The following is a 12663-nucleotide window of genomic DNA, read 5'->3' on the forward strand; positions in this document are numbered from 1 at the left end:
ATTTGAAAATACGTTGAATGCACCCCGCTCGCCGGCCTTCAAGAAGGTCTATGCCGACCAGCTCGCTCATTCCGCGGTTGGACATCAAAAACTCATCGCCATTGCATTTGGCTGAAGCGGGCGCCGCAGTTCTGCTCTGACAGGAGCGTGGACCGCAAGCAGTTCGTTCCACTCCACCGAGTTTTCTGCTTGAATACCTCTAAAGCCATCCATGGAGGCCCTTTCCATTCTGAATGATCCCTTCGCCCCCTTACAACAGCGTTTCCTGGCTCGGTGCGCCACTCAACTCGCGGAGTTGAGGGCGGCGCGTCAGAGAGGCCCGTCAGTGGGCTCCAACGACACCCTGATTCCCACCGCGCACTCGCTCGCCGGGGCCGCGGGGACATTCGGGTTTGCGGAGATCAGCGCGCGGGCATCGGCGTTGGAGACATTGCTGATCGAGCAGGCGGACGATGGGGCCTCGCACGCCGCACTCGATGCGCTTATCACGGAGATCGAGCGGACGCTGAAGTGACTCAGCAGACGGGGCTCACTTCTTCGCGCCGCCCAGGCCGGTCCTGGTCATCTCACCCCAGCTCTGGTCGGCCCGAAGAAATTGCCACCAGCCCTTCACGCGCCAGAAATTGTTGAGCTGGCGGTAGCCGAAATTCTCGATCACGGCGACCGCCGTCAATACCGCGAGGTCCCTGGCGCGGGGAAAACGCTGCAACTCGGCCTCTTCGAGAACGAGGGAGCATACGCTCACGCAGACGCCATAGGTGAAGATGAGCGAGGTGAAGGCCAGAAGATATTCGGCCGAAAGGACACCGAGCAGCCAGAAGGCGGGGATGAGGATATAGCCCAGCACCTCCGCCACCGGTCCCAGAACGTCGACAATGAAGATGTGGCCGAAGCCGAGAAAGCCGACGCGGCCATAGCGCGGGTTGAAGAGCATGGAGCGGTAGCGGAAGAAGCATTCGAGCGAGCCGCGCTGCCAGCGCGTGCGCTGCCGGGCAAGGACGCTCAGCGATTCCGGCGCCTCGGTCCAGCACACCGGCTCCGGAATGAACTGGATGCGGTATTTGCGCTTTTTATCCCGCATATAGCGGTGCAGCTTGATGACGAGGTCGAGGTCCTCGCCCATCGAACCCTTGGTGAAGCCGCCGACCGCCACCACTTCGGCCCGGCGAAACATGCCAAAAGCGCCGGAGACCAGCATCAGTGTGTTGATGCGGCTCCAGGCAAGCCGCGCCATCAGGAAGGCGCGCAGGTATTCGACCACCTGGAGCAGTGGCAACAGACGGCGTGGCAGACGGACTTCGCGCACCCTGCCTGCCTCGATCCTGGAGCCGTTGGCGATGCGGATCGTGCCGCCGACGGCAATGGTGCGCTCGGGGTCGTCGATGAATGGCTGGGCGGCACGCATCAGCGCGTCGGGCTCAAGGATAGAGTCGCCGTCGATGACACAAAAGAGCGGCGCGCGACAGACATTGATGCCGGCGTTCTGGGCGTCGGCCTTGCCGCCGTTCTCCTTGTCGACGACGAACAGCCGCTCGGTCATCGGTGACGAATAGAGGCCGCGGATCGGATTGTGCGCGAGCGCCTCCTCATGGGGCCGATGGAACTTTACCAGCTTGAACGCCTCGATAAGGCGCAGCAAGGTCTCGTCTTTCGAGCCGTCGTTGATGACGATGACCTCGAAATTGGGATATTCGAGCGCCAGCATGGAATGGACGCTCTCGACCACGTTCAAGGCCTCGTTGTAGGCGGGCACCAATAGCGCGATCGGCGGCGCGACATCGCCATAGCGGTGCCAAAGCAGCGCCGAGCGCGCGACCGGTGGGCGCTTGGACAATGCATAGCCGGCGACGATGAGCTGCAGGAGGTATATCGTCGTCTGCGCCAGCCCGGCCCCGATGATGAACCAAGATAAGATGGTGGCGGCAAGAACGATCTCGTCGCTCCAGTCGGCGATCATACGGCTGGTCCCTCGGCAAGAATGAGCGAGGCGGTGCGCTGGCTGCGCGAGACCTCGCTGTCGGCAATCTGGCGCAGCAACCGCTCTCCCGGCTGGCCGAAGGAGCGCAGCGCGTTGGCGGCGGCATAGCGCACGTTCCACACCTCGTCGCCCATCAGCTTGGATAGCGGCCGGCCAAGTTCGGCGAGGCCGAGGCGGCCGGCGGCATCGGCGGCCGCGCTGCGCACCTCCCAGTCGCCTTTTGTCATCGCGGTCGAGAGGATCGCCGGCGCGTCGGCATTTCCGGTGAGGCCGAGCGCCCGCAGTGCCGCTGCGGCAACCTCGGACGAGGCGTCGTCGGCCAAGCGGGCGAAGAGATCGGCGAAGCGGAAGCCGCCGGCGCGGGCCAATGCGTCGATCGCGGCCGCCCTTATGAAGGGCACGGCGTCGGCGCGCGCGACATGGTCCGCCAGTTCCTCCAGGCGCGCGTGCGGAAAGCGCCTGAACAGCTCGATCAGGCGTCGCGAGCGCTGCCCGGCCACGCCGATCTTGCGCAGCGCAATGCCGAGCGGCGGCAGGCTGTTCAGATCGCAGAGCGCTATGGCGACGGCGATCCTGACCTCGCGCGAGCGGTCGTGGTTGAGCGCGGAAAGCAGGCTTGCCACCGCACCTTCCGAGCGCAGCGCCGCCAGCATCTCGGCCGCATGGATGCGTTCGGCGCCGTTGCCCTTTTCCAGTTGCCTGCCGACAAGGGCCGGCAGGCCACATTCCTTGAAAGCAGCAAGGACATCGTCGTGCTCCTCGCCGCGCAAAAGCGAAATGAACTCGAAGCCGGTATTGATCGCCACGCCAGCCGGCACCGAAAGAATGGCCGTTTTCAACACCTCGCGGTCGCGGCTCTCGGTGAAGGCGATCAGCGCAGTCAGAAGCTGACGCCGCTGGTCGGCCGCAGCCTTGCTCCGGCGCTCCTGCAGGACGCGTCTCGCGATCAGGAACAGCATGATCACCAGCGAAAGAGCGCTGAGCAGTATGGAGAGATCCCAGATGTACCACATGGTCAGAACCGCGCGGTCAGGCCGAGACCGAATGTATTCCGGTCGAATCTCGGTCGTTCTTCATGCGCGATGCTGGCGCGCAACGTCAGCGGATCGCTGATGTCCCAGGAAACACCACCAAAGACCGCGCGCGTCGGCACCAGCGTGCCGTCGGAGATTTCGGGAGCGTCGGCATAACCGCCGAACACGTTGAAGTGCGGTGTCGCAGCAAGGTCGACGCGAAGCACATAACCGTCTGCGCCCGTGCCGATATCATCCTGCGCATGAACCCAGCGGGCGGAAAGCCCCAGGCGGCCGTCTAGGATAGAGGTCTGCACCCATGGCGAGATGCTGGTGACATTTGTGTTGGCGAAATTGTCGTAGCGGGCGTCGATGTTGAGCGAAAGCGGGCCGAACGCCTTTGCCGGCGCCATGACCTGCCACGAAGCCCCGGCGCCGATCGAATAGCGCGCGAGGAAATCAGCGTCCGGCGTCGCCGCCGCCAGAGCATGGGCAGAGAACGCCGGCGAGAAGGCCTGGTCGATACGGCCTTCGATCTGGACGTCGGTGCGGCCGAAGCGTGTGGCCAGCCGGGTGCGACCGGAAATTGTGGTGCGCGGCGACAGCCGATAGGCAAGGCCTGCCGAACTGTCGGTCCAGTCGCCGAGCTCGCTGGTGAGATCGCTCACCTCGCTGCCGAGGTCGAGCCGCCATTTGCGCGGCGGCGGCACGGCCAGCCTTTGCTCGATATCGAAAGAGCCAGGCTCGACGGCGAGCGCTTGGCTGTAGGCATCCCGCGCGTCCTCCTCTTTACCCTCGGCGCGGCGCACATCGCCGAGCCCGACCAGCGCCTCGGCATTGCGCGGATCGGCCGCAAGCACGCGCTGGAACGACTGCCCGGCCCGCGTGTAATCGGCCTCGAGCAAAGCCACTCTCGCATCCAGCTCGAGCGCCTCGACATTGCCTGGCACTGAGGCCAGCACGCCATCGACCAAGCGGCGGGCGCTCGGCGCGTCGCCCCGCCAGATCGCCAGGCGCACCTTGCCGAGCCGCGCGTCGAGAAGGCCCGGCTTGATCGCAAGCGCGCGGTCGAAGAAAAGCCCCGCCTCGTCGAAGCTTTGGCTGGAGCCGACGACCAGGCCAAGGGCGACGAGGATGTCGGTGTTCTTCGGCGCCAGTCCCAGTGCCCGGCGATAGACTTTCTCCGCCTCGGGCAGCTTTCCCGCCGCTCGCAGGCGTCTGCCCTGCTCCATCAGACCGGCGACGGGATCGGGCCGCCGGCTAGTCGGTTTCTTTGTCGGCGCCGGAACCGCGGGAGATCGTCTCACCTCACTGCCGGCGGCTTGCTTCGCCTTCTGGATATTCGCGATAAGCGTGGCGGCGTCAGCGTTGCCGGGCTCGGCCCGCAGGGCCGTTTCGGCTAGCGGAAGCGCGGCATCCAGATTGCCCGAGCGGAACTCGACCTCAGCCATGCCAAAGCTGGCGTCCCGATAGGTTGGGGCCAAGGACAGGGCATTGGAAAAAGCGTCGCGCGCCGCCGACAGATTGTCGCGGCCGAGTTCGGCAAAACCGAGTTGCACCAAGGCGTCGGCGTTATCGGGTTTAAGCGCAAGGGCGCGCCGTAAAAACTCCACCGCCTCGTCAAAATGCTGCGCTTGCCTGGCCTTGACGCCGAACTCGTAAAGTTCATCCACCGTCTGCGCCAGCACCGCGCCCTGGGGCGCAGCGATCGCCAGGATCAGACATGCGCCAAGGGCTGCGCACCGGCAGCGCCGCATCAGCGTTTCCCGCTCTTTCGCGCGAGCAGACGCGCCAACCGCGCCAGAAGCTCCTCGGGGATGAATGGCTTCACAAGGTAGTCGTCGGCTCCTTTTTCGAGGGCCGAGACGATGTCCCTTTCGCCCTTGCGGGCGGTCAGCATGACGACCGGGGTTTCGGACAAAGCCGGATCGCCCTTGATGCGGGCAAGGACCTCCAGGCCGTCGGCCTTGGGCATCATCGCGTCGAGCACGATGATGTCCGGCGCCTCATGCTCTGCCTTCGAGAGCGCTTCCGCCCCGTCTACTGCTTTGATGACCTCATATCCCTTTGCCCTGAGCCTGAATTCCATCAGCTCGATCAACAAGGGATCGTCATCGCAAATCAGAACTCTTGCCTTCGCTCCGTTCACCAGCCTTGCTCCGGTTCCGTCGCCCCCCGGAGTGATCCCATGAACCGACATCCGCCAATGCGGTCCATGCAGACAGAAATATTCGTCTCGACTCTCTCATCGACGTCCGCCGATGCCACACGATTATAGACAACCTGATTCGCTGCGCCTGCACCTCGGCACAATCAGTAGATGAATAAGGCGACATGGTATAGGAGCCCTGAACGGCATCGCACAGTGTGCAGACAAACTGCGCTCGGTGGCCAAGCCATACGTCGGCTCAGGTGCGCGATAGAAGCAATCTTTTGACTTCACCGGCAAGCGCAAGCGGGTCGAAAGGTTTGGCGATCACCCCCACCGCCCCCATAGCCAGATAGCGTTCGACCTCATGCGTCTGGGTGCGCGCGGTGATGAACACCACGGGTATCGACGCCGTCGGCCGGGACTCGGCCAGGCGCCTCAGCGTCTCCGGTCCGTCCAAGTCCGGCATCATCACATCGAGCAGGATGAGGTCGGGCCGCCATTCGGCGGCATCGGCCAGCGCCTGCATGCCCGAAGAACAGGATCGCACCTCGAATTCCGGCTCGAGCTCCAGCGACATCTGGGCGATTTCGCGGATATCGTCCTCGTCGTCTACATAGAGGATCCTTGCGGGCATTAGCATCACTCCTTGGCGTGCGCGGCAGGCCGAGTGCCATTGCGGGACGAAACCAACATGTTCCGTACCAACTTTGCCACATCGATTTCCGACGCTCTGGTCTTGGTCATGATCGCCTGCACCCGATCGCCGAGCTTCTGGTCGAGTTCCGCCGCCGAGAACACGATGACCGCAGTCTCGAGCGGCAGATCGGTCAGGAGGTCGAGGCCCGATCCGTCGGGAAGCGCGATATCCAGGATGACTAGGTCGAAGCGATAGCGGGCGATCGCCTCCTGGGCCTGCTTTAGTGTCTTCGCCGAGGTGATCGAGACGCCCGAACCCAGCCCTTCTGACATCACCGCAAGCACGCCCTCATCGTCTTCGACATGCAGGATTTGTGGCTTCGGCTCGACCCTACGGCCGACGATCTTGGCAAGAGCGGCGTGAAGCCGTTTCGAATCCACCGGCTTCTCCAGCCAGTCGACGATGCCGACGGCGCTGCCGTTCAGCGAGCGCCTGGCCTCGTCGGCGACGGCGGAGATGACGATGACCGCAATGTCGGAATTCACCGGTGATGCCCGTATGTCGTGGAAGAGCTTGATTCCGGATTCCCCCGCCAGCTTGATGTCGAGCGTCAGCGCCACGTAGTCGCGCGAGCTCAGCAGCGCCTTGGCGGTGTCGATATCGGGCGCGACGTCGCTGGCAAAGCCTTCTGCATCGAGAAGTGCTGCGATCACCACAGCAATGTCAGGCTCGTCCTCGCAGATGAGGACACGCAGGCGGCCATCGCGCTTGCGCGCCCGGCGCTCGACCGAAACCGGCTTCTCGGTCTGCCTGTGCGCTTCGGGGAGGTCAATGTGAAACGAGGTTCCCTTGCCTTCCTCGGTTTCGAAGGAGATGCCGCCGCCCAGCTTTTCAGTGATGGCCTTGACGATGCTCAAGCCCAGGCCAGTACCGCCTATCTTGCGAGTGCTGGAGGCGTCCGCCTGCTCGAACTTCCCGAATATGCGACTGCGGAACGCCTCGGGGATGCCAGCGCCCTGGTCCACGACCGAGATGCGCAGCATATCGGGGGCACGACGATGGAGTTTCACCGTGACGATGCCATCAGTGTGCGAGAACTTGATCGCATTCGACAGCAGGTTGGCCATCACCTGATGCAGGCGATCCGGATCTATGTTGGCTTCGGCGCGCGGGGCATCGTCGACCAGGACGATCCTGATTCGGCTGTCGGCCATGTAGTTGGTGCTGGCGGCAATCGCCTGTTCCAGGACCGGGCGGACAGCCATCTGCCTGATCTTGAAGGTGATCACGCCAGATTCGATCTTCTCCATATCAAGGATGTCGTTGATGAGAAGAACCAGCCTTTCACTGTTGGTGTGGGCGATGTTGACGAGATTGGCGGCCTTGGGCGGCAGTTCGCCGGCGACGCCGGCCGCGATCAAACCAAGTGAGCCGCGGATGGAGGTCAGTGGAGTGCGCAATTCGTGGCTGACCGTCGAGATGAAATCGTTCTTCAGCTGGGCATTTCGCTTTTGCTCGGTGATGTCGCGATTGTAGGTGATGACGCCGCTGATCTTGCCGGTCTCGTCGCGGAACGGTGCCTTCAGCGTGTAGAGCCAGCCTTGTCTGCCGTCCGGGAAAACCGCCGGCTGGTCGATGCGCAGCGTCTGCCCGGCTTCCAGAGCGCCCATCTCATCCTGCCGGAAGCGCTCGGCCACGTCCTTAGAGTAGAAATCGAAATCCGTCTTGCCGATAAGCTGTTCGACCGAAGCGGCGCGCATCATTTCGGCAGTAGCGGGATTGGCGGCGATGAACCGGCCGTCGACATCCTTAATGTTCAGGCAATCCGGGAGTTCGCGGACCATGGCCCGGTAGATCATGTTGGACATCGCAAGATCGCGCCGCCGCTGCTGCCGGTCCAGCAGAACGCTTATGAGGACGGTGCTGAGGAAGCGGAACACGAGTGATGGGAGTGTGCTCTGCTGCACCAGGTCGGCAACGACTTGCGAGGGGATGATCAGGAGCGTGATCAGCCCGGCGAAAGCTACCGACACGCCGAGTCCGAATATGTCGAACATGGTGCGAGACCGGGCAGTAACGATGTGGTGCCACGCAATACCGACTATAGCGGTGATGAGGATCCCCACGACACCGACGCTCGCGCCCTGTCCACCGAGATAGATGCGATAGGCAATGGAGCCGGCAGTAGCGATGAACATCGCCGGCCATCCACCGAAGAACGCGGCAGCCGCAATGAAGGCGGCGCGGAGATCGACGACGAAGCCGGAGACGGATAAGCCCGTCGCCATGGAAATGATCGCGCCCATGCACATGACCACACCAAGAACCAGCGACTGCATCCGCGTCGACAGACGCCCAGTGAAGTCCGCCACAAGATCCCAGGCGACCACGAGGATGGAGACTAGGGCAAGATTGGCGAGGAGTGACTGCCAGAACTCGGTCATGACTTTCCCGCTCCTTTTCCCGATAGATACCGCCAAAACCTATCCGAGGTCTAAAGAAGCTACAGGCTCCGGCCCTCTGCCAGTTGAGGCTCGCTGCTCGAAGTCGCGTCGGTGGTTAATCCGCGCGTCGACAGCCCTCTGGCCGAGCCTGCCATAGCCCGGGCGGAGCCATCCTCTCCGCTCGCGGTTTGGGCGAGCAACCCAAAGGGAGAGCTTCATGACACAATCGCGCGACTGGTTGATACAGTGGCTGAGGGACGCTCACGCTATGGAGGAGCAGGCCGAGACGATGCTCTCCGGGCAACTGTCACGCCTCGAGAGCTATCCGGAGCTCCGCAACCACATCCGTCAGCATCTCGACGAGACGCGGCAGCAGGCCTCGCGCCTCAAAAGCTGTCTTGACCGGATCGGAGAGGGATCCTCCGCGATGAAAGACGCAGGCGGCAAGCTCACCGCCATGGCCCAGTCGATCAGCGGCGTGTTTGCCGGCGACGAGGTGATGAAGGGCTCGCTCGCCAGCTATACTTTCGAGCAATCTGCGCGAAGAGGAGGCGATGGGGGGATTGGCTCAAGAGCCATCTCGCCGAGACGACGCAGATGTTCCTGTCTCGCGCCGCGGCCGACAGCGATGCCGCGAAAGTGACGCCCAAATGGCGCGGGCGGACTTTTTTTCTGGCGATCGGGTCCGCTGGGCGGCTCTTGCGCCGGCCGCTGGGTCTTAGGTCGCAGCTAAGAGCCCGCTTCTCCTCCCACAAGAGCGGACTCTTGTCTCGAGTTTATGATCGGCCGCGGATTCGTCAGGGCACGGGTGGGGCAACATGAAGCGACTTCTGTCATATCTCGCCGCAATGGCTGAGCCCGGCTTCTGGATCGCCCTGGGGCTTTTGGCGCTGCCTTACGCAAGTGGGCGTATTCGTCCTCATTAAGACATGCCGGTGCCTCTGATCGCTCAGGCTTCCAGCCGCCCATGCGCGGACCTTAATACACCATCGTTGAGAGCACTTTCGGGTCTCACTGTCATGATCGCAAAGGGGCCGCGTGACCGACGAGGTGGGGATGCATCGACCGATGAAGTTGCAGGGCGCGTGTTGAGCAATCCGCTCGGTGTTATTGCGGGGTTGCTCCCATTCTTGCGCGTGGCGCACCATATTAGCCATTTGACGGGCGCAGATGCCGGTTTGCGGGGACTCGCCCACCAAGAGGCTCTAGAGTTGCGAGTGTAGTCTGCTGGCCAGCCAGTCCGATATTTTTTCGGTCAGGGGGCGCGCTTCCCATTCGCCCAAACTGATCTGCCTTGATCGCGCAAGATCCTGGCTGAACAGGTCGATCTGCGTTTTGGCAAAATCCCGGCCGTAGACATTCAGCGTGGCTTCGTCGTTCAGTCGCAAAGAGCGCTCGTCCAGGTTGGCAGAGCCAAAGCTCGTCCAGACATCGTCGACGATCAGGAGTTTGGGATGATACATCGTTGGCTGGAACTCGAAGATCCGGACCCCAGCTTTGAGCAAGTCGCCCCAGAAGTACCGCGAGCCCTTTCGGACCAGGGGCACGTCTGTGAGCCAGTTGGGCACGATCACGTCGACTGCTACCCCTCGTTTCCTGGCGTCCAAGATCTGCTGCAGGGCAATATCGTCAGGCACGAAATAGGCCATTCCGATGCGAAGATGATCCCTGGCGGCAGCGATCGCCGCCAGCATCATCAGTTCCATGTTCTCCGAGCCATTTGGCTGCGATGACAGGATCAGCTGAGCGCTAAGCGACCCCGCAGGTTCGGAGGGTGGGTAGAACTTCTCACCTTGCAATGTCTCGCCGGCCGTCTCCAACCAGTTTTCCGCGAATGCCGCCTGGAAGGCAGACACTGCGGGTCCTTTGACTTGATAGTGCGTGTCGCGCCACTCATCTGGGTTGCGGGCGTTTCCGAGCCAGTTGTCGGCAATACCGACGCCGCCGGTGAACGCGACCAGCCCGTCGACGATGAGCAGCTTGCGATGGGTCCGGTTGTTTACACGATCCAACGTATACCAATGAATAGGTCTATAGCGCTGGAACCGCACGCCGGCGCTTGTCATGATCTCGATCAGGTCTTCATCGAACGGCAGGCTGCCGACCCAGTCAACGAGCACACGGACCTCGACACCCTCCCGGGCTTTGGTTGCCAACGCGGTCGCGAACTCATAACCGACGACCCCCGACCAATAGATATAGGTCTCGAAATCAATTGTAGACCGAGCCGCATGGATTGCCCGCAGCATTGAAGGAAAGATCTCATCTCCGTTGACAAGGGTTTGTACCGAGTTTGAATCGAACAGCTGTCCTTGCGAATAACTGCTCATGCTCCTTGCAAATTCGGGATCCGACGCGTCGAATCGGTGCGGGACAAGCGTTCGCAAAATGCGTGGCTCTGGTGCCAAGTTTATGCTCAGCAAAGTGATCAGGCTGGCGATGACGGCAAGGGCCACGTATTTGAGGCTCTTAAGCAGCCTTCCCCGGTTTACGCCAAACCTCACTGGGTCCGCACCCGCCCGTAGCGCCGCGAGTCCGCATGGCACATCTCAATCGCCCTGCTGTTTACGAGTGCGATGCTTTTCGATTTCCTCTGGTTCCTCATCATCGATTCTGGTGATGTTCGATGCCGAGCTATTCGTTCGCAACATCTCATCCAGCTTGGCATGGATCGCCTGCGTGTCGCGATGTTCTGCGCGTTGAATGAACAGTGTCATGGCCCAGGTGAACAGGGTCGCCGCGCCGTGCCAGTTCAAACTCGCCCTGTCGAGAAATAGCCAAAGGGCCGCGTAAGCCAGCAGCACCAGGAATGCTGCCGGCCGAGAGGTCAACGTGCCAATTGAGGTGAGCACGCTCGTGATCGGGCGATTTGCCATCATCAAGAACTTTCGACTGCAACGCAGGTTCCCGTTGTGCCAAGCTCTTACAATGCATGCCGGCGGAGCGCCAAGCAGTGGTGGGAGCGCATGTTCCATTCCAAGCGGCGTTCGATCATCTTTTTAGGAGCAGCCTGCGAGCATTCTCTATCTCACCATTTCGGCAGCAACGATCACCGTGGTTTGTGTTCCTCGATTGCGCGTTCGATAGCCTTTACGCGTCTCACCCAAGCGAAGGTCGGCAGTCTGGAAATCGTCTGATGGCCGCGCCACTGACAGTCTCCGAAGCCGACAGTTCCTCAACACGGGTTCGGGCGTCCAGCCGTGTGAAGATGCAATCGCTTCCAGTTCGGCGGCGGTTTGCGTCGTCGGCGCCCGCCAAACGGTGAGTACCCCGCAGCCGTGAGCGAGGCGGCCATCAAATGACCGAAGATGTTGTCGCTCGACATCGCTGCATCGTACTTCAGCTGCCGAACCTCACGATTTGAGCTTCTATTGTGCAGCTTGCATCCGGAACCAAAGTCTGAGGAGCAAGTTTGGCCGTGAATGCCGAAGTTTGGCATGGCCATTCAAGGAAGGAGAATCCGATGAAAGTACAATGTGGGACGACGGCAGCTGCCGCTGCTTTGGTCATGTTAAGCTTGCCGGCGCTGGCCCAGACGAGTGGGACACCGGAGCTTAAGCCGCCGCCGCAGCAGTCTGGATCCACACCACTGCCAGGCCCTAACAAACAGACAGAAGACCAGACGCGTGAGATGATGCGGCAGATGATGGACGAGATGTTACAGGACAAGCTGCAGGGAGATCGCGGCCCCGAAGAAAGGCCTCCGCATCGGCAAGATTGGCACCGGGACATAGGGCAAGGGCCGCACGATGGGGACAGGATAGCTCGAAAGCCTGATCGCATGGGGCCTCGCATGATGCACGCGGCCAGGATGAAAATAATGTTTGCGATAATGGACGCCGACGGCGATGGAGCACTTTCGCAGAGCGAGATCCAGGATGTGATCGGGAGGATATTTGACGTCGTCGACGAGAACGGCGATGGCAGGATTGACTTGGAGGAGATTGAATCCTTCTCACATAGTCGCGGAAGTGGAGAGATGCAGTAGCACTTCGAACTTAGGCGCTTTTTTGGACGCTATCCCTAGCATCGGTTGGTAGTATGCCCGGCTGGTCGATCGGACCTCCACACCGATGCGAGCATGCTCGTGCAGTGACCCGAAGCAGGCAAGCGTCTCTTCAATTCGTGGAACGTGCCAGAGGCCGAAGTGCCTCGGCGCTTCCAGCAAGGTTTCATGAATTGGCTCAGTTCCGCACCCTGATGGGCGGCTGGTGCAGGCAAAGCACGTCTATTCAAATGCAGGACTGCACAAAACCCGGCGCAAGCCGAACATCCGCCTCACACACCCGACCTTGCGCGTCTCCGATGCCGCGGCGGCGCGGACTCGCCACGACTGATCAGATAATTCGCGACGATTCTCCTGTGGCAGCGCCACCAAAGCGTTTCCGAGCACATGATGGCGCACCGCTGCTGCCTGCCGACGGACAAACGAACCTTAA

At 61.7% G+C, this 12663-nt stretch carries 11 protein-coding genes and 2 pseudogenes; 3 read left to right on the forward strand and 10 right to left on the reverse strand.

Annotated elements, in window-relative coordinates; translation table 11 throughout:
- The first annotated feature begins 211 nt into the window (after positions 1 to 211).
- Positions 212 to 514: an Hpt domain-containing protein gene (locus FJ979_RS15325; protein WP_181168652.1), complete on the forward strand. Its 303-nt coding sequence runs from the start codon at positions 212 to 214 to the stop codon at positions 512 to 514.
- Between the two features lie 15 nt (positions 515 to 529).
- Here the strand turns inward: FJ979_RS15325 and FJ979_RS15330 are convergent, their stop codons facing one another.
- The 6 genes from FJ979_RS15330 to FJ979_RS15355 all read right to left on the reverse strand — a co-directional run bounded on the left by FJ979_RS15330 (position 530) and on the right by FJ979_RS15355 (position 8224).
- Positions 530 to 1957 carry a glycosyltransferase family 2 protein gene (locus tag FJ979_RS15330; RefSeq protein ID WP_181168449.1) on the reverse strand — a complete coding sequence of 476 codons (1428 nt, stop codon included), beginning with the start codon at positions 1955 to 1957 and terminating at the stop codon, positions 530 to 532.
- Positions 1954 to 2991: a HEAT repeat domain-containing protein gene (locus FJ979_RS15335; RefSeq protein WP_140581979.1), complete on the reverse strand. Its 1038-nt coding sequence runs from the start codon at positions 2989 to 2991 to the stop codon at positions 1954 to 1956. Before FJ979_RS15335 ends, FJ979_RS15330 begins: the two co-directional genes overlap by 4 nt.
- 2 nt (positions 2992 to 2993) lie before the next feature.
- Positions 2994 to 4748 carry a YaiO family outer membrane beta-barrel protein gene (locus tag FJ979_RS15340; RefSeq protein ID WP_140581982.1) on the reverse strand — a complete coding sequence of 585 codons (1755 nt, stop codon included), beginning with the start codon at positions 4746 to 4748 and terminating at the stop codon, positions 2994 to 2996.
- The gene (locus tag FJ979_RS15345; protein ID WP_140500730.1) at positions 4748 to 5140 is read right to left on the reverse strand and encodes a response regulator; all 393 of its coding nucleotides are present in this window, start codon (positions 5138 to 5140) and stop codon (positions 4748 to 4750) included. Before FJ979_RS15345 ends, FJ979_RS15340 begins: the two co-directional genes overlap by 1 nt.
- 259 nt (positions 5141 to 5399) lie before the next feature.
- Positions 5400 to 5777: a response regulator gene (locus FJ979_RS15350; RefSeq protein WP_140500731.1), complete on the reverse strand. Its 378-nt coding sequence runs from the start codon at positions 5775 to 5777 to the stop codon at positions 5400 to 5402.
- A 5-nt stretch (positions 5778 to 5782) separates the two neighbouring features.
- Positions 5783 to 8224: an ATP-binding protein gene (locus tag FJ979_RS15355; RefSeq protein ID WP_140500732.1), complete on the reverse strand. Its 2442-nt coding sequence runs from the start codon at positions 8222 to 8224 to the stop codon at positions 5783 to 5785.
- Positions 8225 to 8441: 217 nt separating this feature from the next.
- On the opposite strand from FJ979_RS15355, the gene FJ979_RS15360 reads away from it, so the two are divergent.
- The gene (locus FJ979_RS15360; RefSeq protein WP_246679315.1) at positions 8442 to 8867 is read left to right on the forward strand and encodes a DUF892 family protein; all 426 of its coding nucleotides are present in this window, start codon (positions 8442 to 8444) and stop codon (positions 8865 to 8867) included.
- A gap of 562 nt (positions 8868 to 9429) precedes the next feature.
- Here FJ979_RS15360 and FJ979_RS15365 read toward each other — a convergent pair.
- The 3 genes and pseudogenes from FJ979_RS15365 to FJ979_RS33085 all read right to left on the reverse strand — a co-directional run.
- Positions 9430 to 10680 (reverse strand): phospholipase D-like domain-containing protein, encoded by a 1251-nt coding sequence (locus FJ979_RS15365; protein ID WP_224684751.1) that lies wholly within the window; start codon positions 10678 to 10680, stop codon positions 9430 to 9432.
- A gap of 93 nt (positions 10681 to 10773) precedes the next feature.
- The gene (locus tag FJ979_RS15370) at positions 10774 to 11100 is read right to left on the reverse strand and encodes a low affinity iron permease family protein (RefSeq protein ID WP_140499798.1); all 327 of its coding nucleotides are present in this window, start codon (positions 11098 to 11100) and stop codon (positions 10774 to 10776) included.
- Between the two features lie 179 nt (positions 11101 to 11279).
- Positions 11280 to 11466 (reverse strand): annotated as a pseudogene (locus FJ979_RS33085) (serine/threonine protein kinase); the annotation flags it as partial.
- Between the two features lie 221 nt (positions 11467 to 11687).
- Between FJ979_RS33085 and FJ979_RS15380 the strand changes: the two are divergent.
- The gene (locus tag FJ979_RS15380; protein ID WP_140555960.1) at positions 11688 to 12212 is read left to right on the forward strand and encodes an EF-hand domain-containing protein; all 525 of its coding nucleotides are present in this window, start codon (positions 11688 to 11690) and stop codon (positions 12210 to 12212) included.
- 332 nt (positions 12213 to 12544) lie between these two features.
- On the opposite strand, the pseudogene FJ979_RS33090 reads toward FJ979_RS15380, so the two are convergent.
- A pseudogene (locus tag FJ979_RS33090) lies at positions 12545 to 12649 on the reverse strand (DUF488 family protein); the annotation flags it as partial.
- Between the last annotated feature and the right edge of the window lie 14 nt (positions 12650 to 12663).

It is taken from the genome of Mesorhizobium sp. B1-1-6 (assembly GCF_006443035.1).
GTDB lineage: Bacteria > Pseudomonadota > Alphaproteobacteria > Rhizobiales > Rhizobiaceae > Mesorhizobium.